Here is a 25,770-nt window from a genome sequence, read left to right on the forward strand (position 1 = left end):
TTTACCAGTCCTCGCCTGAGTTGGCTTGAGAGAGCATCATTGCTTGGTCGTAGTACATCAGTAACACAGGATCACCTGCAATGACGTCGTTAGGCAACTTACTCGAAATATCGAGAATGCTGGTAAACTCTTGCGCTTCCCATAGCTTTTTAAAACCAACGCGCACTGCCTCAATACGGAATACTTTCAGCTTCTTCTTGGCCGATTTGTATTCTTCAAACTCTTTTAACAGTGAGCGTTCACGGAGTTTTTCCAAGTCACCTGCTTTATTCGGATCAGGTACATACCAACGGTCTTTTGCTTTTGCTTGCAACAGTGCACTGTCTTTCGGCAGGTTTCTGTATTCTTTCCAGTTGGTCGACAGGTAGCTGTGAATCTGTTCGGGAACATCATCTTCGCCGTCATAACAAAGGAAGTTCTGGGTCAGCAAATCTCGCAAATCAAGCTGTACTTCGTTCTTACTCCAGCCACTGAGTTGTTGCATAAATTGTGGATTAATATCAGAGAAAACTTGCGGCTTAAGTTTTAGTAATTGGCGAAGCCATTGAATTGCACTCGCCTCGTCGCTAACAAATAACGAAGTTTGAACCAGTTCACCCGCTAAAGCTTTCTTCTTATCATACTCAGCGGCTTGTTCATCCAAGAAGTACATGCCATCGCGTTCTTTGAAACGTTGAGCTAAACCTAGTTGGAACTCTTGGCTAGAGACTGGCAACGGATAGCCTTTTCGAACGTAAAATGCCACTAATTGGTCAAATAATATTCTGGGATCTCGCTCAGGTATCTGTAGAAGTGAATTGCCTTGCGCCTTAACTACCGGAAGATATTGTAAATGCGTACGAATAAAGTCCCAAACTCCGGCTTCAGTGGTAGCTTCATCTTTAAATCGGTCTTCGAACCCACCATTAGGTTTGTATGCAGAAATGACCAAATCTTGTTTTACCGCGGTCGTAGTCGTTACAGCCTTAAAACTACCTTGTTTTTTATCTAAAGCTGACACATTAGCAACGATGAAACCCGCATCACTTAAAGCTGACTGTATGCTGTTCCATACAGATGCTTTTGTATTTGAAAACTCAACTGTCATCCAATGTCCCGGCTTCAAAACTCGATAGGCCTCAGTAAACAGTGATTGCATTAAAATTTGATATTCGTTTAGCTTTTTGGCTTTCTTTCTACGCCTATGGATAACAGCTTCTTCTTTTTCATTGGTTTTAACTGAAAGCCAAGCTTCGGATATCATATTGAGCTCGGAATATATAAAATTACTTCCAAATGGCGGATCAACAAATATATAGTCGATTGTTTTGTCTGGAATATTTAGTAAATCTGTAGCAGACTGAGTTGAAATTACCGACTTACCTTTACCTTTGTGTTTTTGATCGGAGAAAATTCCAACAACGCTCTTAACTCGATTACTTAATGCAAAAAGGACATTTTTTTCAACACTTAGCGACGGAATAAAGAAAGTACCTTTAACCCCACCAGAGAAAGGACCTCCTCCCCCATGAAAGTACTTCTTTATATCTAAACCAGTCATTAGAGAGCAATCTCTCATAACTGCAGTTAGTAACCACATTAAGAGGTGGTTATATGGGTACTCTAATGTCTTCGAGTACTTTTTAAGCTCAGAAAGAGCTAAAAGCGCTCTCTTAGTAAAAAATTTGTCGATAGTGAAGATACTATACTTACTATAATCTCTGTCCCACCATATGTCATAGTCTAAATCTATTCGTTCATCTGGATATTCTTTGGCATCAACATCCGAAAACTTTAGATATAGCTCTCTTTCATCCTTTGGAATTATATATCTTTCATTTCTCGAACCGTTCTGAAATACAACTAAAACAGGCTCTCTTACTGCGCACTCTTCATTTTTTTGATTCTTTTGGTTAAAAACAGTCTTCTTAACGACTGCAGAATCACGTTTACTAATTACGCTTTTACATGATGGACAGCTATAAGTATCTTGGATATTACCAATTTCAGTATCTAGAGCTGCATCCCAATATGTGTATGAAGAATTGCAATTAGAACAAACAAAGACGTCTGACCAAACGGTGTATAAGACTGTCTTATCTACACCATCAACGTTTACTTTATATAAATCACTAAATTTTTCATTAAAAACATTCAAAATGCCGTTGAGATCATGGATTTCATTTTTTTTTAATAAAATATTAGTTCCATATGATATCCATGAAGCAACAGGGGACAGATCACATAAAATTACATTTCGGTCTTTTTTTGAATTTGATGCAACACCAACCATACCTGTTCCGCATGTAAAATCTAAAATTACATCCCCTGGGTTGGTATAATGATCGATATAGTTAAGAATTGCGTTCGGTGGCACTTTTGTATGATACGGATGAGCGTTATAAATAGGGTCGTTTTTACCTTCGCTAACATCCGCAGCAAAAGGCTCTCGATGGTAATGGTAGCCCTCTGGCTGAGCAGGCTTTTCGTCTTCCCACTGTGCAATGAAATCGGCGACCCAAGGGTTTGGACAAGCAGTGTAATACGGTGGATCGCTCAGGTTTAGAATATCCTCATCATTGCCTATTGGAAATCCCTCAATCTTACGAAATTCTGGGTCTTTTAATTTTTCGGCCAGTAATTTGGTAAAATACGCTCTGCGCTCTGCATCACAGCTAAAGGCTTTACCTAAACAAATAACTTGCTGGTTCTTTTGGTTTTCAGTGAGTGCACTGCTGCCATCAAGTAGTTCTTGTTGTTTCATTCATTAATTCCGAAATTGGATTGTTGGATTTTACCAATCCTCGTCTGAGTTGGCTTGAGAGAGCATCATTGCTTGGTCGTAATACATCAGTAATACGGGATCACCTGCTATGACGTCATTAGGCAACTTGCTGGAAATATCGAGGATGCTAGTAAACTCTTGCGCTTCCCATAGTTTTTTAAAGCCAACGCGTACTGCCTCAATCCGGAATACTTTCAGCTTCTTCTTGGCCGATTTATATTCTTCAAACTCTTTTAACAGTGAGCGTTCACGGAGTTTTTCCAAGTCACCCGCTTTATTAGGATCAGGGACATACCAACGATCTTTCGCCTTTGCTTGCAACAGTGCACTGTCTTTCGTCAGATTTCTGTATTCTTTCCAGTTGGTCGACAGATAACTGTGGATTTGCTCTGGCACATCATCTTCTCCGTCATAACAAAGGAAGTTCTGGGTTAGCAAATCGCGCAAATCAAGCTGAACTTCGTTTTTACTCCAACCACTGAGTTGTTGCATAAACTGTGGGTTAATATCCGAGAAGACTTGAGGCTTAAGTTTTAGTAGTTGGCGTAGCCATTGAATAGCACTCGCTTCGTCACTAACAAATAGCGAAGTTTGCACTAGCTCTCCTACTAACGCTTTCTTCTTATCATACTCAGCGGCTTGTTCATCCAAGAAGTACATGCCATCGCGTTCTTTGAAGCGTTGAGCTAAACCTAGCTGGAATTCTTGGCTAGAGACCGGTAATTGATAGCCTTTTCGAACGTAATATGCCACTACTTGGTCAAATAATATTCTAGGATCTCGCTCTGGGATTTGTGCTAGGGAATTACCTTGTGCCTTTGTTACTGGTATGTATTTCAAGTGAGTACGTATAAAGTCCCAAACACCAGCTTCCGTTTCTGCTTCTTTCTCGAATCGCTCTTCGAAGCCGCCATTTGGCTTATAAGCTGAAATAACTAAGTCTTGTTTAACCGCGGTTGGTGTTGTGTAAGCTTTAAAACTGCCTTGCTTCTTATCAAGCGCTGAAACATTTGCAACAACAAATCCTGCTTCGGTTAACGCTGTTTGGATGTTGTTCCAAACAGATGCTTTTGTATTTGAGAACTCCACTGTCATCCAATGACCGGGCTTCAATATCCTGTAAGCCTCCCTAAATGCCCTAAGCATCAATATTCTGTATTCGTTTGCGCCTTTTTTCTGAACTGTGTTTTCAATTGCTTCTGAACCAGAGTTCGTTACTGCACCTAGCCAAGGCTCCCAAAGTGTGTTTAATTCAGAGTAATTAATATTGGAGCCAAAAGGTGGGTCGATAAATAAATAATCGATAGAATTGGCGGGCAATTTATATTTTTTCGTTGTACTTTTTGTTTCGATCGCGAAGTTTGAACTTGCCGCGTTATAAGTAAACTTAAGTGACTTGAGTCTGGACCTTAAGCTATTAAAAACTGAAACTTCTGGATTTGTACTTGATATATATAAGGTGCCTTTTGTTCCCGCATTTATAAAACCTCCACCTCCATGAAAAAAGTATGAGAACGCAATGCTAGCCATTTTTGACAGCGCTCTTTGACTAGCAGTAAATAAAAATGGAAATCTGATACCAGCATTTATTAAACGTTTCCAGCAAGCAGAAAGAATCCATAAATTTCTTTTGGTATAGAAGTGATGGGCATGGTCAAAACCATGAGATGAAATTGGCTGCCTTGTGTTCACACCATCAGATAAGGCAAATTTAGGATGCCAATAAGGAATTTCACTTTCTTCAATTTTTTTTATTAAGGCTAGATCTTCTTCATCTGGTTTTTTTTCAAATTTTTTCTTTTGAAAAGAATAATTAATTAGAACAGGTGTTTGCTTAGCTTGTTCAATTACTTTGTTCAAAGCCTTATCAAAAACTTTTATCCAAGATCGCTTTAGACTTTTTTTACTTACAAGAGTAGAGCAATGAGGGCAGTGAAAGGCATCCAACATCTTTCCTGCTTCTCGATCAAGAGCGTTATCCCAATATACAATTTCTTCTAAGCACTCTGGGCATAAAAAAACATCTGACCATATCGTGTAATTTATCTTACCTTTACTGACCCCGTCTTGATGCGTTGTTTCATACATCCATCCGCATTCTTGCTCAACATCGTTGATAAGTGCGAGAGACTTGTCAATAAACGCCTCTATATCAACAGGCATATTATAGTTGTAAGCTATAAAGCTAGCTGCTGGTGAGAGATCATTTAATATAACTTTTCGAGCCCCTAAATCTGAAAAGTGCACCCACTTTACTTTGCCATCTTTATCGTATTCCTCTCGAAGAATGGCTCCATCAGTTCTGACTTGATAGCCTAGAGATACAATTACTTCTCGATCGCCACACATCTGTGCTGCAACCCCTGTCATCCCAGTACCACAAAACCCGTCAAACACGATATCACCAGGATTGGTGTAATGTAGGATGTAGCGCATGATTGCCTTGTGCGGCACTTTTGTGTGATAGGAATGCGCATTATATATAGGATCGTTTTTACCTTCGCTTACATCTGCCGCAAAGGGCTCTCGATGATAATGATAACCTTCCGGCTGAGCTGGCTTTTCGTCTTCCCACTGTGCAATGAAATCGGCGATCCAAGGATTTGGGCAAGCAGTGTAATAAGGTGGATCGCTCAGGTTTAAAATATCCTCATCATTGCCAATGGGGAAACCTTCAATCTTACGAAATTCTGGGTCTTTTAATTTTTCGGCCAGCAATTCGGTAAAATAGGCTCTGCGCTCTACATCGTTGCTAAAGGTTTTACCCAGGCAAGTGACAGGCCCTTCTGCTTTTTTTGATTCGGTTTGTTCGGTAAATAATGGGTCTTGCTGCATCGCTAATCTCAATATATTTGTGTAGGGCAGGTGAGTCCTGCCCATTAAAAGCGGTTAATCAATGATGATACGAACTTTGCTTAGCTCTTTACCTTGGCATTTTTCTGCTAATAACTTTTTGAAACGCTCGGTCACTTCCTCTACCGTTTGCGGTAAACCCTGACCTAACTGGGTGAGAAGCTGCTCTTGATTGATTCGTACTTCTTCAAGTCCATCTAACACTTGATTGACTGCTGCAATAAAGCTTGCGGATAGTGGTTCCGGCAAAGTACCACTGCTAATAAACGCCTGGATTTCACTTGCATCTTCATCTTTTAATAGATCTAGCTTAATGAAAGGGTCATCCAGCAGGCTTTTTAAGTTTGACGCCCAATCGGTGAGCAGACTATCGAGCTTGTCGTCAAGTTGTTTAAGTAACTGGGATGCTACAAGCACAGTCTCCAAACGCGGTGAATAGTCAACAGGTTGAGGGTTGAGCTCGAACACACTTGAATCGATCGCTTCGGCTTCTTTTAACTTAGCTATTTGATTACGCCAATCTTGTAGCTGCACTGCGGGCAACAAATGAATGCCAGATAACATTTCTAATTGCTGTAAACGGGCATCTTTTAGTAGTGCTTGTTTCTGCTTTTCTTCCGATTGCGATAGTCGCGCTTTGTTATATAGAGCTATAAAGCGTTGCTGATAGGCTACTTTGAGCTTTTGTAGCGCTTGCAGTTGTTGAGTTTTAAACGTGGTGGTATGGCGTACACTGGCCTCAGTGAGGCCATCACGCAGTGCCTTGCGCACAGCTACAAGTTCCGTTTGCCATGTATCGTCTGCGGTTAAAATATTTTCTGCTTGTGATAGATAGTCAGCGTAGTCTTTAAATTCGTCCACCAAGTTTCGAAGGGCAACATAGTTTTTCCACGCACTAAGATTATTAGCTTGTTCGCCAATGTCTGCCGTCGTGGATTTAAAGTTCTTGAGTTTTCCTGGTGTATTAAACCGGTTGGTGACTTCTAAAAACTCTTTAAGGGCGCTGACTTGTTGAGTCAGGGTACTGGCTTCTGACTCTTCGACAACATAGTTCCCCCATAATGGTAAGCGCCCTTTAATACTCTGTTGCCCGAGCACGAGTTCTTGTACCAGCTTTTCGCAACGCGACATCATATCTCGTACTACGCTCTCATCTCCTTGCTGAATAGAAGTGGCTAAGCCTTCATTCATCTCTAGCAGGTTAAGTAACGCTTTTATCGCGGCGACATTAAAGTCTTTAGGCGCTTGAATGTGTTTGAAGTCCTTTAGCACATCAAAAGATACGCTGCGGAATTTCATTACATCACTGGCGTTAATGTGATGGCCAACTACTGAGAGTTCTAGTTCACCGCTATGAACCAAGCTAGCCAGAATAACCAGTAACCACTCAGGCTCTAACCTATAGCTCGTTGGCTTGAAATATAAACGCGAGTGTATTTGTTCTAACAGCTCAGTTTTATTAACGACTTGCCCTTGCTCTTTAGTCGACAACACGTCGAGCACTGCTTGGGCATAACGAGATTTAGCGGGCTTAAGTTGCTCGCCGTCTAGTAATTCCAGAGCATCTAATACCGCATTGGCTCGTTTGGTTGCTGCGCCACCGGCGATAAATCCTAGCGCGTCGGTAGCGGCACTTTGAATGTTGCTGTAGGTAATTGCCTGACTAAAAGTCGGATATTCAGGGGCTAGTGACTCAAAGTGATCACCTAAAATAACGCTGGCGACAGTTTCAAAAATATCACGCAGGCTACCAGCTTGATTGTCTGGTAAATTGGTAACACCTCGTACATTGGTGCCTTTTAACCACTCCATCATTGGCTTGGATTGACCATTATATTGAGCCAAGTAGGCCTCTTTGTAATGGGCTTTAAGCCAGCTTTGCATCTCCTGCAAAAATGCTCTGGCTTTAAGTTGATAGATATTTTTTGCATTACCTGTCGCCATGGCTTGCAGTTCTATAGCGGCAGCATAAAATTTTAAGTTGCGATCGAATTCTGCTGAAGGCTTGTCGAGGACAAAAAGTACTTCGTCTGAGCGGATATATTCCTTTTTCATCTTTGGCGGATTAATCGGCTGAACAAAGTACATATAATAATCGAGAGGTGGCTTGGCGGTCTCGCGTTGGTTCGGCGAGCCTAAAAATAGCCAGCCTGGGCGATTAACATTTCGTTTTAGCCACTTTAGCTCGTGTTCCCACATTTCAATGTTAGGTCTGGCTACATCGGTTTCTTGTAAGATTTCTAGCATTGCCGTGCGGTAGGCATTATTGAGCTGATCGTCGGCAAGCAATGGAACTTTGTTTTCGATATAGGCATCGAAATCTTCGGTTTTTTTCAAATCCAGATAGAACTGGTCATTGGCTTTGTTTTTAGAGAAAAACTGACCGTTTACGGTTTGCCGGATTTTTGTAAGGACGGCGACAATCTGATTTTCCAGGTTCTTACTTTTTTCACCTGGTAGCTGCTCGATGAGCGGTAAGTACAAGCAGAGCGAATCGCGTAATTCGGCTGCTGTGGCCCCCATTTCATTAAAAATGTCGCCCACGGACATACGATGGATTGCAAGGGCTGCAACTAAGCGCTTTGCAAAATCAACTTCGTGTGGGGCCGGGTAGGCCTGATCAATCCGCGTAAAGAGTGTTTCGCCGACTTCAATAACTTGGCCGATTTCGGGATTTGTTTTTGCGCTGGGATCGTTTCGAAGTTCTTCCCAATAGGTATCGTACGAAAATACGCCAGGTATTGTTTCTGGAACCTCTAGTTCCATTAAGGCCTGCATTTGACGTGATAAGCTTCGTAGCACCTGGCGTTGTTCAATGCCTGCACCACGAACCCGTTCGAACATGGTGATGTAGTCAGGATGTACTGGGAACATGCGCACGAATTCGTCTAATCGCTCACTCATGCGATCAAAGCAGTGGGTGAATTTTTGAAGGTACTCTCGTATCCACGCCATTTGCTGCGCGTTCTTTTTAAGCAGTCGTTCTGCGACAACGTATTTTATATCGTCACGTGTAATGAGTACTTGCTCTGCTCTATCGCGGATTCGTTTTACTTCTTGCGAAGCGAAGGACAGTTGCGCGCTATCAAATATTGCTTCTTGCACGCCGCAAATAAAGCGAAAACGGGTTCCGTCAATCACTTCACCTAATACTCGCATCATCGCGATATCTAGTGGCAATTCCTGGGTATTACGAGAGCGTAGGTAGTCCAGCATTTCGTCGCAGATTAGAAGCAATCCTTGGTCTGGGTACTTCTCGTGAAATGCCCCCATCATCTGTTCAAAATAAGGTTTATGATTTGACGAAATCTGGGTCATTTCTGGGAAGTGAAAATCGATTCCAAAATCCGCTAAACCCTTGGTGAGGTTGTCGGTGATGATGTCGGCGAAAGCTTTCTTGGATGCACCTATCTCAAAGCGGATAACCTTAAATTTTCCAGCGATTTTATCAGCGGCAGTGCGTACGGCTTCGTTTGAAATGTATTGCGCTAATCCAGGGAACTCGGCGACTGCTGATAACACAGACATAAGGTGCGACTTACCTGAACCGTAATTACCTACAATCCAAAGCGACTTGTTATCCAGTGACTCAGTAAACTGCAATTGTGGGATGATCACATCTGCAATTTTCACAGACATTTTGTCTGAAATAACGTAGCTTGCTACAAGTTGCTGGGCTCTTGTTTCTTCCGCCGCCTCTTGTAACTTTACAATAGTGTTTACTGGCTCAAACTGGATGAGCTCGCCGTATTTTTTCATTTTGGTTCTCCGTTGCCCGCTAACCACAGTACGGGCACACTATTTAAATCTGACTCTGAATAATTAACGTAATCGGCTTTGCCTGGCATAGAAAAAAAGAGGTTATTGCCGTCATAATCACCAGGCCAATTCACAATTAGCATTCTATATTTCGATATGGCTTTTAGGCATCGCAACACGTCAAGTTGTAGTGTTGGCTCGAACAAAACTTGAATCCGGTCAAGCAAAATAGGGCCGCCTGGTTCCAACATAATTAATGCTTCCAACTGTTGCTCTGCTTCATCTATTCGACGTTTATGTGAAAGGGGCAACAGTTTTTCACAGAGCCTTTCTGACAGGGGAAGCCTTGGTACTCGAGCCAGAGAATGTATTTGTTCGCAGCTAGCTCCAGCCAAAATCAGCATTTGATGACTTTGAAGCGCAACATAAGCCATCTTTTCTTCAATTGTAGATTGAAGGCTTTCTACTTGAGTGACTTTAAAACATGGCATGGATTATACCTAGTTTTGCTGGTCATTAGTTTGATTTGCATAAATTGCAACTGGCGTATTTGCCGGTGCCCAGACTAACGGCCAGTAAAAAGGAGCACCTTGCCATCCTTTTTCTTCTTCGCCGTTTTGTCTAAACAGCATTAGCATTGGCGTGTCTTTAGCGGTATCTCTCGCAGTTCGGCCCTCGGTTGTTGCCGTATCTGGTGTGGCAACATATTTAGTGTGGCTGCCAATACTAGCTAACCGTCGGTTGTTTCTGTTGGTTAACCATAAACACCAAATCTCACCTGGCGTGGAAGAGCGCTTATCAAGATAATCAATGGCCGAATGAACACTTTGCCAATCAAACGTATAACCTTCGCTTTCTTCCATCTTAATTACGCGCTCACAAAGTGAGAGCAGCTGATGAGCTGCTGATGTGGGAATTTTAAACGGATCCTTTCCTGCACCGCTAGGCTGGAAGGTAGCTAATAACGTATCTATTTCTTTTGTTACGGTAAGCGTTTTGGTTTTCTTCTCTGTCTGGAAGCCAACCGGAAGCAGGCGTTTGTGTGGTCTGAGAGTAGTGGTGTCAGTTAATAGGATCTTATTTGGGCTACATGGAATGACTGAGCCATCTTGGGCCCTTTGAATGAATACCACAGATTGCTCGGGGTTCTTCTCTATAGCCTCTCGTAGCGCTACATCGCTTTCATGCATGCTTCGCATCGCTGCGTAAATTGCAGGCTCGGTATAAAAGCGCGTAACCGCTAGGTCTTCTTTAGGGCGATAACCGTACATACGAGAATGCTGCAGAACAGTATCTTGCTGGTATCGACCAGGTCTTCTTCCGTAGTAAAAGCCGATTAAACGGCCAATAGTAATGCCTCGATCAAGAATTTGACCTCCGATGAAGATATTTAGGGGAGTTCTCAATTTTAACTGACCAGTTTCATCTAATAGAGACTCTATCTCTTTTTCTGAATTAACGGTTGTTACCAACAATTCCCCATCGACCAGGGCTTGGCGACAGCGTTCAATAACTTGAGAAATTGGCGGCATAAAGTATCCCGATAGGGCTACTGACTTCGCTAAGTTGTCGTACGCTTCTTTTACCAACGAGTTAAATAGGCTGGTATTGTCATTCGCCGCTTTGGTAACTTCTTCGCCTAAACGCAGTACAACTTGTTCTTGCCATTGGTGTGTTGCCTTGGCTACCTCAGTATGTATGAGAAAACTAAACTTCTGATTACCCTCTCCGGCTTTAAGCGCTTGTAGCTGGCGGATAGCACCACCTACAATAAAACTAACGAAAGCGCTCCGAAGCCCTGTAATAGCGCTGGAGGTAAGTACATCATCGATTTTGAAGCGGCGGCCGTCTGGTTTTTTTAATGCGGTGAGCTCAGCCAAAGTCAGAGGTTGATATAAATGGCTCGCTGCAGAGTTTTCTTCGGCATCGTCAAAGTAATAGCTGCTCCCCACATAAGCATCATTAACCGGTACCAGTTCGGTAAAGGCAGGCTTTACAGGCTTAAACTCCTCGCCACGAATCTCTGTGTTCTCCGGCTGTAAGTATAGTGAATAAGGTGTGGCGGTTACTTGTAGAAAAGCGGCTGAGGGAACAAAACTGCGAAGGTTTTCTAACTTTACAGCTGTTAGGTTGGCGTCAATTTCGCCATTATTCCTTTTAAAGCCGACACTCGCATAATCAGCCTCATCATCGATAAGAAGTACTTTCTTCTGAGCCAGTGTGGGATATTTTTTAGAAAACAGTTCGACTAAGCGATCTAAGTTATCCTTTTGCTTTTTAACGATTAAGATGATTTTTTTCTTGAGTTCATAGCCGACAAGAGTTTGTGGCATCTGCATGATGTCGTAAACCAATACATCATCTGCATCACAGAAGGGTTTGAATTCTTGATGAACACGTTGAAAAGTTTGCTTTGAAAGCGCTTTGGTGCCCTTAGTCAGGATGACGGAGACATCATAATTGTTGTCGAAAGCTAGCCCTATAATTGCCATGAAGGTCTTGGTTTTTCCACTTTGGATCTTTCCAAGCAGCATGCCAGGATGATCCCCTTTTGTTTTGAAACTGTTTAATTTCGAAACAGTGGATTCAATACAATGCCGTTCTTCATTTGTGTAAGGATACTGAGCCGAGTTCAAAAAATGTTGGTAATAATCCCCGCCAAGATTCAATTTATCCATATACAACTACCACTCCATACGATCTTAAGGTTATTAAAACTTCAAGTCTTTGATTAAATTATGCCTTTTCCATGGGCATAACATAGCATTTACTTGAGAAAAGTGACATAGCAAGATAGTCTCATTTTATCAAGATGTATAATTGTTATTTTTCACAATAAATGCTATGAGGTTTTTATGTCGAATCACCGGATCGTCAATAATGTGGGGTATAAAAAAATATATCCAATGTCATTGGATGACGATGAGGGCTTTTGTCACTATTGTGGAAGATGTGCGAGTCAAAGTCTTGCGCTGCATTGGGATCATGTTCCTCCTCTGAATGTGACATACCGGTTAGAGGCTCCATGGTGCAGTATCTTCTACAGATGATGAATGTCGACCAGAATACGGTATCGGCTGATCCCAAAGCCCAGCAAATTGTGATAGAGAACATCGATGCCATAAAACAGTGGCTGTTTTAATGAAAGAAGAATCTACTACACCAAGTAAATGACAACAGAGAAAAATAACCCAATCATCAGACGCAGTGTTAGGTTATTACATGCCGTGCAAGAACTGCACAAGCAAGGGTTTCATAATTTGGCCTGCATCTGTGTAATGAGTCCGTCAGGTACGGACTGGCGTATCCGTTTACATCCATTTCAAAACTTATATTTTGATGAAGATGGCTTTGTTCAAAGCACAAAAATGCTTAAGCATGAACGAGCAAACCATTCTTCAGCTAAAGAGGGAAATTGTTATTTCGGCTGGGTGGACGCAAAAGATTTAACAGCCAAAGAGCTCGCCGAACGAATTAAAGAGCGTTTCCCAGAATTAATAGCCGCAAGTGTTGGGGAGAATTACGCTTTCGTTGGTTGGTTCACTCATATGCTTGGTGTAGCTGAAAGGGGCGCATTACCGGTATTTTCAAGTGAATTTGGAGGGCTTGCTGGTGGGATGGTCTTTACTTCTGTGTCTGACCTGCAGTTACCCGCTCCGCCTTATCCGGTTATTATGTCTTCTGGAAAAATCCGCTTTTTATGGGCAGAAGAACCATCGTTAAAGAATGATTGGCATACTGCCTATCAACCCATCATAAACGCTTTGAAAGATAGCCGGGTTCCAAGGTTTCCAAAGTATCCATCGCATTCAAACGATTTGTTTGTCCACGGTGCTTACTGGGAAGGTGCCGTTTACTATTTGCATGCAATCCTGGGTTTCGAATCTGAAACTGAGTACATCGAATCCAGAGCCAGTCAGGCGGAGCGATTATCTGTTTTTTCGACAATTTTTGATTCGGAAGGGCAGTTAGATTTGTTGGATGCATATTTTAGCCGGGTTGTACTGAAAGAATCGCGATCTCGTTTAAATCACAAAGCCCAGCAGTTCTGTCAGCAGACAATAGAACGTGTTGAAGCAACCTACAGGTTAAAGCCTTGTCGTTTCCCGAATCCCTATTTCGGAGGGAATAATCCTTTGCATTTAACGCGATTGGAGTATTTTTCTGGCTCCACATAACAATAGTTACTGGTGCTCATCAGGATGTGGTTTTAACCGATATAACCAAATAAAGCCGTTTTTAGTCGGCTGAGTTTTAAGCTCAAAAATTGGTGATTTTTCAATAAGCGTTTTTAATGCAGGAAGTGTTGAAAACGCTAGCTCCTCACATACTTTTTCAATGATATCTTCAGGCTGATTTTTTATAAATTGACCTGCGAGGTTGAGTGATGACCAACCATCGTCCCGGGTTGAAAATGATGCGGCATCTCTCAGTAATTTGTCTAATCGGGTTTCACCGGGGTAGATACCTTCTACAAGAAACCTGCCGCCCGCCTCGGACTGAAAAAAGTCAGCTATTTGCTGACGAATGTTTTGCTGTGTTTCGCAAAGAGTGGTTAGGTTTTTCAGAGCCGGTAAGAATCTCTCTCGTTGCTTTTCGAGTGATTCGCTGAGTTCCTCAATACTTTGCAGTGAGGTCGGGTCGTATTTGGGGAGTAAATGATGGACTAACTCATTACGCTCCTTTACCAACTCAGAAAAATACTGTTTCTCTGCATTGATTCTTTCTTCGGAGCGCTGCACAGAATATTTGAAAGATAGATAGTGTTGAGATGGATCTTCATGAGGAGGTAATTCATTTTCTGATGTATCGAAGATCGTGTTGAAATATTCGTTCGATAACTGGCCCATTGTCATCGACGAGATATCGGATGCCCGTTTAGCTTTTATGCTCTCTAGCTCTTTCTCATAGCCCTCCAGAGAGCTGTTTGCCAGTAAAGACTTAAGAAGCTGCTCCATGCGCTGAAACATGAGCATATTTCTGCCAATACGTCGCATGCATTCATTTCTTGCCGTTTCTACTTGTTCATCCATGATTGTCACCGGAATAACGAAATTCATTGGCTATTTTAAAGTCTATATCGACTATGTGGCAGCAAAAATATTTTGCTAATTATTTTGCTGTGGTTGCCACTCGTGTCAGCCGTGTGACCCGTGTAAACGTTTTGTAATGACAGACATTTTGTAAAAGGTATAGCTGCCACTAAGTTGATGGGATAGTTTCACAGTCCTGGTTGGTAAAATAGGCTTGCAAAGAATGACGTGAAGTATAATGCTCTAACCAGTCGTCAGTGAAAGCTGACTAGAACTTACTTAAAAACTACCAATAGGTCAGAATGTGAGTAATAAAAAAAGTATGCCCAAAAAACCGGTTACTGCTATACATCCTGATTACACAGCAACCGCGGTTGAACTTCAATTTGAGCTTTTAAAGCAGTTTGCTTGGTTGGGTTCAGCGATAATTGGCGGCATCGTAATTTTACTTCAGCTCGACCAAATTACTATAGGAAAGCATGTGTATGCCGCTTTGTCGTGTTTTGCTATTTCTATTGTGGTCTCTGTTCAAGGGCAGGATTACCTAGTCAATAAGCTGGCTGAAGGAAAGGTATTAGAAGAGCTGGCATCTAGAATGAAATTGATTCGTATGACTGCTTTTAGCTTGATATGCTTCGGTGCTGGTATAATTGTTTCTTACTTTTGGAAGCAATGAGCAGTTCCCTCATAGGGCATTGAAGTGAAATTTTTATTCATGAACACTTTTGCTCATCACTCTATTCAAGGCTAAAACTTTCACGGTGATCCATAACGATTTATTTCGTTTATTCTGGATGTTGTTCTTACTTCGAAGGATTACACGTACGAGAATCAGGGCTCTCGCACAAATCTACCTGACTTAACGTAGCATGTGCATGCTCTTTCATTACGGCTTCAGCTCGGGCCCCTTGCCGTTTTAACAGAGCGTCAAATACAACATGATGTTGCATGTTGGCAAAATTGAACCGTCTGAACTCTCGATCTAATTGTTTAGGGTTAAATACTAATGCGTTTACTGATGCGAAAGGTAAATGTTCACTTAGTTGCATTGCCGATTGGATTGCCGGATTGCCACTGGCGTTGACAATCAAATCATGAAACTGCTTGTTGATTACGTTGTATTGTTCAATATCCTCTTCAGTTAAATAGCCCTTTTCGAATATAGCGTCGGCATTTTTTAAGCACTCTGCAAGTTGCACCCGGGTATCTTCGGTTAATCCTTTTTCTGCTGCTTGCCTTGCTGCCAGACCTTCCAACACACCACGTACTTCAACCGCACCCAATATTTCGTCATTGGTTACCTTTCTGACCTGGTATCCGCGTCGCGGTAACTTAATTAGCAGGCCTTCTTGTGCAAGGGCTCTGAATGCAATGCGAACCGGAGTTCGTGACACGCCCAATAGTTCTGCCGTCGGAATCTCAGCCAGGCGCTCACCTGCCGGAAAGACACCGGAGACAATCTTATCGCGCAAAATACTAATTACTGCCTGACCTTCACGTGGCATAACACCTCCATTACAAAAAGGGCAATACGCTACCGCATTCTGAGAGTTAATTGGATCCAATAATTTATATTATGCTGGTTTGGTCAACATATTGAAATAGCGTATTTATAGGCAGCTCACATGAGTGATAGTGAGCAAAGAGGCTGCGTTTTGCGTTTTCTGATATATATGAGTGATTAATTATTGGATCCAAAAATTGGGGTTTTATGTTGTTAATGCGTAAAAAAGATCATAAAGTGGATCCAATAGTTAATAAAAGGTTAAACTCATGCATCCACAAAGTTACCCATTGAATACTTGGTACGTAGCTGCAACACCAGACGAAATTTCAGACAAACCGTTTGCTCGCCAGATCTGCAGTATCAAGCTTGTTTTCTTTCGAAATCCACAGCAAAAAATTGTAGCGGTAGAAGATTTCTGTCCTCATCGTGGTGCGCCCTTGTCGTTGGGGTTTGTAGAAAACGGGCAGCTGGTGTGTGGGTATCACGGTTTGCGCATGGGAGATGATGGCAAAACCCAATCCATGCCCAATCAACGGGTTGCGCACTTTCCCTGTATAAAGCATTTTGCGGTGATTGAGCGTCATGGTTTTGTGTGGATATGGCCGGGCGATCAAACCTTGGCCGATGACAGTCTAATCCCTGAATTACATTGGGCTAATAACCCTGATTGGGGATATGGGGGCGGCCTTTATCATATTAAGTGTGATTATCGGCTGATGATCGACAACTTAATGGATTTAACGCATGAAACCTATGTTCACGCTAGCAGTATTGGACAAAAAGAAATAGATGAGTCACCGGTTTCCACCAAAATGGAAGGCCAAACGGTGGTTACAAGCCGATTTATGGACAACGTAATGGCCCCACCTTTTTGGCAAGCTGCTCTGCGTGCCAATGACTTAGCAGACGATGTAGCAGTAGATCGCTGGCAAATATGCCGTTTTTCACTTCCCAGCCACATTATGATTGAAGTGGGTGTTGCTCATGCCAGAAAGGGCGGATATGACGCACCTAAGTCACATAAAGCCAGTAGTATCGTTGTGGACTTTATTACGCCGGAAACTGAGCATTCAATTTGGTATTTCTGGGGGATGGCGCGTGATTTTAAACCAGAAGATCAGGCACTGACGCAAACCATTCAACAAGGTCAAGGCGCCATTTTTGCGGAAGACCTGGAAGTATTGGAGCGTCAGCAACGAAACTTATTGGATTACCCTGACCGGGCTCTTTTGAAGCTGGATATTGACGCCGGTGGCGTACAGGCACGCAGAATGATTGAGCGTGTTATAAAGCAAGAGCAAGCGGCTTCCGCATCCACGAACGCCGGAGAAAAACAATGTTCGAAGTGATCGTCACCAACAAACAGCCACTTACGGCGTCTGTGTGCCGTTTACAACTGGCGGCGGTCGATGGCAGTGCTTTGCCTGCCTGGCAAGCCGGGGCTCATATCGACGTACATTTACCAAATGGCATTATTCGCCAATATTCATTATGTGGTGGGGTAGATACCAAGCATTATGAAATCGCTATCTTAAATGAGCCTAATAGCCGGGGTGGTTCAAAATACATCCATGATCAACTTCAACAAGGCGATGTGTTAACCATTAGTGCGCCTAAAAACTTGTTTCCACTAGTACAAGGCACCCATAAAACGTTATTGATTGCGGCTGGCATTGGAATCACTCCGATGTTGGCTATGGCCGAGCAACTGCATGCTGAAGACACACCTTTTGAGTTACATTATTGTGCCCGGGAACAGCAACATGCTGCCTACTACGATCGTATTTCAAACTCAGATTATGCGCGCAATTGTCATTTTCATTTTAGTTTAGGTAACAGCCAAAACCGGCTTAATCCGTATCGGTTGTTGGCTGACTACAACCAAGATACTCAGTTATATATCTGTGGGCCGAATCTCTTTATTCAGGACGTTATCAGTGCTGCTGAGCAACATGGCTGGCCAACAGAAAATATCCATCGGGAATTTTTTGCGGCTGAAGCAATAGACCATAGTCAGGATCAACGTTTCGAGGTAGTTATTAATAGCACCGGGCAGGTTTTGCAGGTTGCTGAAGACGTCTCTATTTTGAATGTTTTGGAAGACAACGGTATGTTTATTCCGGTGGCTTGTGAAGAAGGCGTTTGTGGTACCTGCCTTACCGGTCTGCTCGAGGGTGAAGCCGACCATAAAGACGTGTTTTTGAGTGCAGATGAAAAACAGAAAATGAATCAGATTACGCCGTGCTGTTCCCGTGCAAAAAGCAAACGGCTGGTATTGGATTTGTAATTAGCCAGGTCTATATAAGCAGTGAATCTGTGTTCTTCCAAATCATAATAAGCAGGCTTGTGCTGCAAGCCTGCTTCTTCTTAATAATCGTTGATTATTGGCAACTAAAACTCTCAGCAGATTCTACATCCCCATTTCCGGCATCCGCATTGTATCGGGCTACCGTCGGATAGGCACATAACGGGCGAGTTCGGTCTGCGGCCCATGAAGCGGGTATGGCAGGGTTTTCACCTCCCGGATTTCCTGCTCCCCGCGCTGTTGCAACAAGACCTTCAGGCTCAATACCAGATTCTACCCATGCAACTAATGGCGTTAATAAATCAACCTGGTCTACCGCCGCACCACCGGAACAATGTCCCATACCTGGCATCAGGTACAATCGAGCGAAATCAGACGCGTCGTCATTGTGGTTTGCTGTGAGATTGTTGTACCAGTTAATCGTATCCAGTGCTGAGAAAATGGCATCACTTACACCATGATAAACCATAATTTTGGCACCTCTATCGCGCACTGCGGATAGGGCTTCTGCATTGTTTGGCGGGATCATAAAGCTGCTAGCTGCTTCTGTGTATACGTCGTCGGTCGATTCAATACTGGTGAGCATATCGTCGATTGAGCCAGTAAGTGCGAATTCCGGGCCGTTGAATGTCGCCGGATCGGCAACGGGCACTCCCCAAATCAATCCAACGCCGCCGGAATCGAGTACCAATGGGGCGAAGAAATCCCAGAAATTATAGTCTGGGCTTGCAATACCCGTATCAAATGGAAAGGGCGCATAGAAAGCTTCACCGGACGCCGTAACGGCCCCGGAAAATATAGGTGAAAGGGCTTCCTTTTGTTGCGATGACAAGCATGTGCCGTCGCGTTCAGATGAACAAGATGGGACATCATCCAATGAAAAGACACGTTGGCAAGCTTCAACGTCGCCGATCAAGCCGTCGTTTATACCATCCAGGTCATCACATTTCACTAGTGCAGCGGTCGCAACCATATTGCGCTCTTCGGCTGTGAACCCGGTAGAAATATCACTCGGGTCAGTGGCGACTGAAAGGTAACGCTGCGCGCCGAAGATATTGGCAATAGCAGCATAAGGCAGTCTGAAACCAGGGGCACCCGCAAGATATCCGTCATATTCATCTGGCATGCGAGCAAATGTATTAAAAGTATGACGCCCACCATTTGAACAGCCGCCAAAATAGGAACGATCAGGCCCTTTGCCATATGCAATGGAGATCAGCTCCTTAGCCATTGGCGTTAATTTCTCAACTGCTTTATAGCCATAATCCAATCGGGCAATCGGATCCACACCAAAAGCCGGCCCTAACGCTCCGCTGTGTCCAGCGTCAGAGCTTAGCACCGCAAACCCCTGATACAGTGCATTGCTCAAGTTACCTGGCCCGGCATCGCCCACCGCGGTTACAACCGAGCCATCGATACCGCCATTGCCTTGATGATAAAAGCGACCGTTCCAGTGAAGAGGCAAGCGCATTTCAAAGCGAATAGCATATACGTTCCCGTCTATATCACTAACGCGTTCAAACATGCTACCTGTTACCAAACAATGGGCGGGAATGTCATTGCCGGCCACCATTAGTTCCCCCGCTGCTACTTCGCTGCTTGAGGTGATCGTGGTATTGGCAAGTGCACTCATACTTGCTGCGAGGTCGTTACAATTGCCAGATAAATTAGCCGCGGTTGCAGGCGAAAGTTGGGGTATTTCTACGGGGGAGATATCGTTGTTTGAAGAATTACAAGCCAATAGTGTCGAAGACAGTGCGGCTAGCGTAAATGCATGAAAAATATTATGCTTAGTCATTTTATTATCCTAATGTAAGTTTGTGCTTGCTTACATCAACAATACCGCCAATAGAGAGGATGTTTGTGGCACATGTTGTCCAAATAGTGAGTTGATAAACGAAGCCGGGCTCAGCGTAAACTGAGCCCGATACGTTCCAAAAAACGCTAAAATTCAGTAGAGAAAGACAAGAACCAGTTTCTGGGTCTGGCATAAATGACTTCTGCGTAGCCCAGCGTGGCTAATGATGCATTACCCTGCTCTATATAGCGCTCATCGGTTAAGTTATTAACACCGAAAGTGAGATCCCAATAATTCACCAAATCATCCAGCTTTACCGATGCGGTTACGTAAGTAACGCCGTCATTTTGGGCCACGATGTCAGTGTTGGAAGAATCAAAGTACTGGCTTGCTGTGTATGACACGTCAAGGCGGGTAGTTAACTCGTAGTTGTTGCCCAGTTCCGTGCTGTATGAAGCACCAAGACTACCTTGCCACTCGGGTGTCAGGGGTAATGAATTGTCTGGCGTAATCGTTGCCTGAGCACCATTCACTTCAGTAATACTGTCAATTTTGTCTCTCAGGTAACTAAAGCCACCTTCAATTAACAAACTGTTCGTAGGTATATAAGTAAACTCCAGCTCTACACCATCAATAGATGCTGAGCCAGCATTAAACAGCAGTGGCACTACGCCCTGACGGAATATAAGTTGTATATCACTGTATTCAGACATAAAAGCGGCCGCGTTCACTCGGAAGTCGTTGGTGATATCGGCCTTAACGCCTATTTCCCAGGAGCTCACTTCTTCTTCTCCGAATGAGATGGGCAGGTTCCCTGGTGTAGGTGCATTGTAACGGCTGTTAAATCCACCAGATTTGAAACTGCTGCTGTAACTTAAATAGGTGTTAATGTTCTCTTGCACTTTATAGCGTACTGACGCAGAGCCGGTAGTAGCTGAATAGGTATCTGCAAAGGGGGTATTGAAGATAAACAATGGGCCGCCCTCACTGGTTGCCTTTGTTGGCAAGGTGGTTGGGTCGGGCTGGGTGGCAGGGAACAAATTCATTATGGTTCCCTGGAACCCTTTATCATCTTCGGTATAGCGCAAACCTGCAGAAATACTCCAGTCATTGCTTAACTCATAAGCCCACTCGGAAAATACCGCGAAGCTTTCGGTTTCTAAGTTAATGACCTGATAGTCACGAGTGCCGGGACCGCCATTGAGTAACGAGCCTATGACAGGTGGCGAAGGAGGAAACGCTAATAAAATGGATAGCTTGTCGTCACTGGTTTCATCAAAATAGTACAACCCAGTAATACCGGAGACTTTGTCATTATCGTAGATCAGTTGAAACTCTTGAGAAAACTGCTCTGAATCACTGGTTACATCTGTGGTTAGCATATCGAACGGTGTATTGTCGGCATCACGAATACCGGTCCATTCTGTTGAGCGGAACGCGGTAATGGACTTCAGTGTAATAGTCTTGCTGTATTCCCACTCCATAGCAGCAGAAAGGCCCCATCCTTTCAGTGTGCTCTCAACCGGCGCAGTGCCACCATTGGTAAATTCGCCTTTGTGTTGAAAGTCATTGGCACATCGTTCATCGTCTATGTTCGGTACATTGGGCGCACCGAAACCTGCATCGCCAGGCGCCAGTGGAGCAAAGGGAATGGTTGCACCTGGACAACCGGCTGCAACACTGACTATGGCTGCAACAGGCGCCGACTCGTTAACGCCGGCAAAAACAAAAGGTGAGCCATTTTCATCCTCTTTTGTGAAGTCCCCTTTCAGCGTTATTTTAAATGTATCTGACGGCGTATACTGAATCGTTCCATTTACCGAATAGGTGTCATCATTACCTAAATCCTGACCATCATATACGCGCGTAACGTAACCATCGCGCTTTCTGGTGCCTAATGAAAAACGGCTCAGTAAATCTGTCGTAATTGGTAAATCAACGGCAACAAAGGCTTCGCGTAGATTATCATCTCCAATACGCAACCTTGCTTTGCCACCAAAGACATCAGACGGCTCAGCGGTTTTCACTAATACCGCGCCCCCTATAGTATTGCGACCAAACAACGTGCCCTGCGGACCACGCAGTACTTCAACACTCTGAATATCTTTGAAATCCATCGCGCCGCCAGCAGACCGACCCATGTATACGTCATCTACATAAATACCTACGCCGGGGTCAACCGATGACGTTGGATCTAACTGACCCACACCTCGAATAAATACCACTGCCGCTGAGTTGTTACCCGACAATTGACCACTGGTAGCAAATTGTAAACTTGGCGTCACGCGGTCTAAGTCCTGGGTATTCTCAATCCCACGGCGTTCAAGCTCCTTTACTGAGAATGCAGAGACTGCAATAGGCGTTTCCTGCATGCTTTCGGCACGTCGCCTTGCATTAACAGTGATAACTTCCAGTTGGGCTTCGCTCTCTGCTTCAGGTGCCGTGTCTGTTTGCTGTGCTATTGCGGTTGAGCTCAGGAAAGATAATCCAATGGATGTTGCAACCAGACTTCTTTTGAAAAAATTAGCCGACTTGCGATCACCTTGCGTATTGTTGAACGTTTGATCTTTGAATATTTGAAATGCAGATTTAGTGAACAAGTAAGGTGTAAAAAAGCACATGGTTTGCTCCAGGTTATAGGTGCATCTGCACTTGAATAACTGACTTATTGGCATCAGTAGCGGATACTATAAGTGAAATTCAAATGTTAACTTCGCACACATTTATATAATTATTGGTTAACAATTCCATGTATAGTAACAATCCTGTTTTCACTTAAAATTGCGAAAAGTGACGAAAAAATTGACAATTTGTGCCAAACGGAACTTTATGCATAGTCAAAGTTGGTGCACTCAACAGCGGTTAACATTTATTTCTAAACAGGGGGAAGGGAGCCTGAAAAAAGACTGAGTTTGCAATAGGGTTAGGGCAAGGATGAGAAATTTAAGTGGCTGATATTTATTCGGTATTGTTGAAGAGTAGGGGTGTTTTCAACAATAGTGATTACCTGTCGAAATAGGCCTGAAGAACGCAGTTTAATTGCGTAACACAAAAGCACATGGACAGTAATGACAAGCAAATTGATAAATGGTGACATCGATATCCTTTTTGCAAAGCTGCTAGATCTGGTGCAGTATGAAAAATAGTATACTTGGTTAATAGTTTGTTAATAGGTTTAATTGTATGCCTGGTAAATATGAAGTGGGTACAGCGGCAAATCACTATATTAGTCAGCTTTACCACGAGGCACTCAAAAACAAACTCGATGTCACAAGCATGCTCAATACACTTGGTCTCACCGAGGAGGTTTTTGATAAGCCTGAATTGCGTGTGAAGACCGAAAAACTCGCCACGTTTCAAAATCTAATTTGGCAAGCGATGCAAGACGAAAGTATGGGACTTGGTGCTTCCCCAGTACCCGCAGGTTCCTATTTTATGATGGGGCGATTAACCGTTAATCAACCCACCCTGCATAAGGCGTTAAATTTGGCAGTGCGATTTTATGGCATGGTAACTAAAGCCTTTACCATTAATCTGACTGTAGACGGTGATACCGCATTTCTTGGCTTTAAATTACATAGTCCGGAGCGAGACCCCCAGCATATGTTTGCCGAGATACTTTTATTGGCAATGCACCGGTATGCTTCATGGTTAATTGCCGACAGTTTACCTCTCATTGAGTGTTATTTTGACTACCCAACTCCTGCACATATCTCAGAGTACTCCTATTTATTTCCGGGTGGCCATACATTTGAAAGTGATAAGCTAGGTTTTGCATTTCCGGCGAGATACTTAAAACGTGACGTAAAGCAAAACGACGCCTCGTTAAAATTATTCATGAAACGTTGTCCCCAGGAAATTTTTCAGCGCTATGAAGCCGACTACAGTCTGACAACGGAATTGCAAAGGTTACTTTGGAAAAACCTAAAGGGAGGGGTGCCATCTATTGAAGCGGCAGCGGCGATGATGAATATGACGAAAAGAACCATGATGCGAAAACTAAAGTCGGAAGGCACTTCTTACCAACAATTGAAAGATCAGGTCAGATTGGATAAGGCCGTTACGTTGCTAACGAAATACAACTTGCCCATCAACCAGATATCAGAAAGTGTTGGGTTTTCTGAGCCTGCAGTATTTACCCGTGCTTTTCTTAACTGGACCGGGGACAGTCCCAGTCATTTTCGTGAGAAAAATGCTGTAGAAGACTAGCTTCTTCACGATTTCTTTGCAAAAAAGCCTGGTGTGTCACTAAATATCAATTAAATAGTCACTTTATGCAATTTAAGTGGCAGTAACACTTCGTTAACATCACCTCACATATTCGCTACAACCCGATTGGAATAATAGTGTTTTCCAATTGCTTGGCGTACTTATTGTTCCGTGAGGTAACTCAATAATGTCCACGAATCCAAAACAGCAGATCGATCAGTCGGAAATCAAAGGTTTTCAGCTATTTGTGATTCTGATGTGTATTTTACTCAATGCACTTGATGGATTTGATGTATTGGCAATCAGCTTTGCATCACCTGGGATCGCCAGTGACTGGAATGTTAGTCGCGGAGCATTAGGGATTGTTTTGTCAATGGAGCTGGTTGGGATGGCCATTGGCTCAATCTCGTTAGGCAATCTGGCAGACCGCTTAGGCAGGCGACCAACCATATTGCTCTGTCTTAGTTTAATGACCATTGGTATGGGGGCGTGTGCCTTTGTTAATTCACTGAATTACTTATTGGTTTTTCGGTTTTTAACAGGGTTAGGTGTGGGTGGAATGTTAGCCTCCACCAATGCCTTGGTGGCCGAATTTGCCAATGCAAAATACAGAAACCTTGCCGTCATACTCATGGCCACGGGTTACCCAATTGGTGCAATAGTTGGTGGCTATATATCCACCGAATTGTTAGCGCTCTATAACTGGAAAGTGATTTTTGTTTTCGGCGGCGCTGTAACCGGTTCGTTTTTAGTGATTTGCTGGCTGTTACTTCCAGAGTCAATTGACTTTCTGGCTAGTCGACGACCCCAAAATGCGTTGCAAAGAATTAATAAGATACTGCAGCGTATTGGACACAACCCGATTGCCTCGTTGCCCAAACTGGAAAATCAACAAGCATCATCAGGTTTTAGTACGCTGATTACGAATAATCTCAGAGCGGTTACAGGCTTACTGGTTATCGCCTATTTCGCACAAATTATGACTTTCTATTACATCCTTAAATGGATCCCTAAGATCGTTGTGGACATGGGGTATGAACCTACCAGCGCTGGCACGGTTTTGGTGTGGGCAAATGTGGGCGGTGCAGTGGGTTCACTCATATTTGGTGTCATTGCCAGCCGTTTAAAACTACGCCCTTTACTTATAGCAATCATGTTATGTGCCTTTGTGATGGTGTCTGTATTTGGTCTTGGACCACAAACCTTATTACAACTCTCGGTTGTTTCAGCTGCAACAGGCTTTTTTACAAACTCAGCGGTGGTGGGATTGTATGCGTTGATGGCGCAATCGTTCCCAGCCGAAGTTCGCGCCAGCGGAACGGGTGTGGTTATAGGAATTGGACGAGGCGGAGCGGCGCTAGGACCCATAGTCGCAGGCTATTTATTCCAGTCTGGGTATGGTTTGTTTGATGTCTCCGTTGCGATGGGCTTTGGTGCGGTAGTTGCCGCGATCGCTATTTTTTCTCTTGGACCCGTTTTGAAAAAGTACCAACTCAGCTCTCAGGTTTAACTACATAAATATACACAGCTATTAATCAGTGC

At 43.4% G+C, this 25,770-nt stretch carries 16 protein-coding genes; 7 read left to right on the top strand and 9 right to left on the bottom strand.

Going from position 1 to position 25,770, the window contains the following annotated elements:
• Position 1 precedes the first annotated feature (1 nt).
• The 5 genes from BUB81_RS14510 to BUB81_RS14530 are packed head-to-tail and all read right to left on the bottom strand — an operon-like array spanning position 2 to position 12,054.
• Positions 2-2,743, bottom strand: a complete 2,742-nt coding sequence (locus BUB81_RS14510) for a DNA methyltransferase (RefSeq protein WP_073324031.1) — start codon at positions 2,741-2,743, stop codon at positions 2-4.
• 30 nt (positions 2,744-2,773) lie between these two features.
• Complete coding sequence (locus BUB81_RS14515) at positions 2,774-5,599, bottom strand: DNA methyltransferase (RefSeq protein ID WP_073324033.1); 2,826 nt, start codon at positions 5,597-5,599, stop codon at positions 2,774-2,776.
• Positions 5,600-5,653: 54 nt separating this feature from the next.
• Positions 5,654-9,376, bottom strand: a complete 3,723-nt coding sequence (locus BUB81_RS14520; protein WP_073324035.1) for a DUF6079 family protein — start codon at positions 9,374-9,376, stop codon at positions 5,654-5,656.
• On the bottom strand, positions 9,373-9,867 hold the full coding sequence (gene brxF / locus BUB81_RS14525) for a BREX-3 system P-loop-containing protein BrxF (RefSeq protein WP_073324037.1): 495 nt from the start codon (positions 9,865-9,867) through the stop codon (positions 9,373-9,375). The genes BUB81_RS14520 and brxF overlap by 4 nt, the downstream gene beginning before the upstream one ends.
• A gap of 9 nt (positions 9,868-9,876) precedes the next feature.
• The gene (locus BUB81_RS14530) at positions 9,877-12,054 is read right to left on the bottom strand and encodes a Z1 domain-containing protein (protein ID WP_073324039.1); all 2,178 of its coding nucleotides are present in this window, start codon (positions 12,052-12,054) and stop codon (positions 9,877-9,879) included.
• A gap of 272 nt (positions 12,055-12,326) precedes the next feature.
• On the opposite strand from BUB81_RS14530, the gene BUB81_RS22555 reads away from it, so the two are divergent.
• Both BUB81_RS22555 and BUB81_RS14535 read left to right on the top strand, forming a co-directional pair.
• Positions 12,327-12,518 carry a BrxR family transcriptional regulator gene (locus BUB81_RS22555; RefSeq protein ID WP_483869308.1) on the top strand — a complete coding sequence of 64 codons (192 nt, stop codon included), beginning with the start codon at positions 12,327-12,329 and terminating at the stop codon, positions 12,516-12,518.
• 28 nt (positions 12,519-12,546) lie between these two features.
• Positions 12,547-13,554 carry a hypothetical protein gene (locus BUB81_RS14535; RefSeq protein WP_073324041.1) on the top strand — a complete coding sequence of 336 codons (1,008 nt, stop codon included), beginning with the start codon at positions 12,547-12,549 and terminating at the stop codon, positions 13,552-13,554.
• Positions 13,555-13,560: 6 nt separating this feature from the next.
• On the opposite strand, the gene BUB81_RS14540 is transcribed toward BUB81_RS14535, so the two are convergent.
• Complete coding sequence (locus BUB81_RS14540) at positions 13,561-14,409, bottom strand: LOTUS domain-containing protein (RefSeq protein ID WP_073324043.1); 849 nt, start codon at positions 14,407-14,409, stop codon at positions 13,561-13,563.
• A gap of 304 nt (positions 14,410-14,713) precedes the next feature.
• Between BUB81_RS14540 and BUB81_RS14545 the strand changes: the two genes are divergently transcribed.
• Positions 14,714-15,085 (top strand): hypothetical protein, encoded by a 372-nt coding sequence (locus BUB81_RS14545; RefSeq protein ID WP_073324045.1) that lies wholly within the window; start codon positions 14,714-14,716, stop codon positions 15,083-15,085.
• A 127-nt stretch (positions 15,086-15,212) separates the two neighbouring features.
• Here BUB81_RS14545 and BUB81_RS14550 read toward each other — a convergent pair whose 3' ends face one another.
• Positions 15,213-15,914 carry a GntR family transcriptional regulator gene (locus BUB81_RS14550; RefSeq protein ID WP_073324047.1) on the bottom strand — a complete coding sequence of 234 codons (702 nt, stop codon included), beginning with the start codon at positions 15,912-15,914 and terminating at the stop codon, positions 15,213-15,215.
• A gap of 268 nt (positions 15,915-16,182) precedes the next feature.
• On the opposite strand from BUB81_RS14550, the gene BUB81_RS14555 reads away from it, so the two are divergent.
• Both BUB81_RS14555 and BUB81_RS14560 read left to right on the top strand, forming a co-directional pair.
• Positions 16,183-17,265: an aromatic ring-hydroxylating oxygenase subunit alpha gene (locus BUB81_RS14555; protein ID WP_073324049.1), complete on the top strand. Its 1,083-nt coding sequence runs from the start codon at positions 16,183-16,185 to the stop codon at positions 17,263-17,265.
• Positions 17,253-18,203 (top strand): PDR/VanB family oxidoreductase, encoded by a 951-nt coding sequence (locus BUB81_RS14560; RefSeq protein WP_073324051.1) that lies wholly within the window; start codon positions 17,253-17,255, stop codon positions 18,201-18,203. The genes BUB81_RS14555 and BUB81_RS14560 overlap by 13 nt, the downstream gene beginning before the upstream one ends.
• 94 nt (positions 18,204-18,297) lie before the next feature.
• Here BUB81_RS14560 and BUB81_RS14565 read toward each other — a convergent pair whose 3' ends face one another.
• Together BUB81_RS14565 and BUB81_RS14570 are read right to left on the bottom strand one after the other, a co-directional pair.
• Complete coding sequence (locus BUB81_RS14565; protein ID WP_073324053.1) at positions 18,298-20,019, bottom strand: tannase/feruloyl esterase family alpha/beta hydrolase; 1,722 nt, start codon at positions 20,017-20,019, stop codon at positions 18,298-18,300.
• A gap of 146 nt (positions 20,020-20,165) precedes the next feature.
• Positions 20,166-22,640, bottom strand: coding sequence for a TonB-dependent receptor (locus BUB81_RS14570; protein ID WP_084526597.1), 2,475 nt, complete (start codon positions 22,638-22,640; stop codon positions 20,166-20,168).
• 562 nt (positions 22,641-23,202) lie between these two features.
• Here BUB81_RS14570 and BUB81_RS14575 point away from each other — a divergent pair.
• Together BUB81_RS14575 and BUB81_RS14580 are read left to right on the top strand one after the other, a co-directional pair.
• On the top strand, positions 23,203-24,228 hold the full coding sequence (locus BUB81_RS14575) for an AraC family transcriptional regulator (protein WP_073324056.1): 1,026 nt from the start codon (positions 23,203-23,205) through the stop codon (positions 24,226-24,228).
• 187 nt (positions 24,229-24,415) lie between these two features.
• Entirely contained in the window at positions 24,416-25,738 is a 1,323-nt protein-coding gene (locus BUB81_RS14580; RefSeq protein WP_073324058.1) for an MFS transporter, read from the top strand.
• Positions 25,739-25,770: the final 32 nt, after the last annotated feature.

The organism is Marisediminitalea aggregata (assembly GCF_900129565.1).
GTDB lineage: Bacteria > Pseudomonadota > Gammaproteobacteria > Enterobacterales > Alteromonadaceae > Alteromonas > Alteromonas aggregata.

Excerpts from the sequence above, each read along its gene's own strand:
- BUB81_RS14510 (WP_073324031.1), bottom strand. The coding sequence starts at position 2,743 with ATGAAACAACAAGAACTACTTGATGGCAGCAGTGCACTCACTGAAAAC.
- BUB81_RS14515 (WP_073324033.1), bottom strand. The coding sequence starts at position 5,599 with ATGCAGCAAGACCCATTATTTACCGAACAAACCGAATCAAAAAAAGCA.
- BUB81_RS14520 (WP_073324035.1), bottom strand. The coding sequence starts at position 9,376 with ATGAAAAAATACGGCGAGCTCATCCAGTTTGAGCCAGTAAACACTATT.
- brxF (WP_073324037.1), bottom strand. The coding sequence starts at position 9,867 with ATGCCATGTTTTAAAGTCACTCAAGTAGAAAGCCTTCAATCTACAATT.
- BUB81_RS14530 (WP_073324039.1), bottom strand. The coding sequence starts at position 12,054 with ATGGATAAATTGAATCTTGGCGGGGATTATTACCAACATTTTTTGAAC.
- BUB81_RS22555 (WP_483869308.1), top strand. The coding sequence starts at position 12,327 with ATGTGCGAGTCAAAGTCTTGCGCTGCATTGGGATCATGTTCCTCCTCT.
- BUB81_RS14535 (WP_073324041.1), top strand. The coding sequence starts at position 12,547 with ATGACAACAGAGAAAAATAACCCAATCATCAGACGCAGTGTTAGGTTA.
- BUB81_RS14540 (WP_073324043.1), bottom strand. The coding sequence starts at position 14,409 with ATGGATGAACAAGTAGAAACGGCAAGAAATGAATGCATGCGACGTATT.
- BUB81_RS14550 (WP_073324047.1), bottom strand. The coding sequence starts at position 15,914 with ATGCCACGTGAAGGTCAGGCAGTAATTAGTATTTTGCGCGATAAGATT.
- BUB81_RS14555 (WP_073324049.1), top strand. The coding sequence starts at position 16,183 with ATGCATCCACAAAGTTACCCATTGAATACTTGGTACGTAGCTGCAACA.
- BUB81_RS14560 (WP_073324051.1), top strand. The coding sequence starts at position 17,253 with ATGTTCGAAGTGATCGTCACCAACAAACAGCCACTTACGGCGTCTGTG.
- BUB81_RS14565 (WP_073324053.1), bottom strand. The coding sequence starts at position 20,019 with ATGACTAAGCATAATATTTTTCATGCATTTACGCTAGCCGCACTGTCT.
- BUB81_RS14570 (WP_084526597.1), bottom strand. The coding sequence starts at position 22,640 with ATGTGCTTTTTTACACCTTACTTGTTCACTAAATCTGCATTTCAAATA.
- BUB81_RS14575 (WP_073324056.1), top strand. The coding sequence starts at position 23,203 with ATGCCTGGTAAATATGAAGTGGGTACAGCGGCAAATCACTATATTAGT.
- BUB81_RS14580 (WP_073324058.1), top strand. The coding sequence starts at position 24,416 with ATGTCCACGAATCCAAAACAGCAGATCGATCAGTCGGAAATCAAAGGT.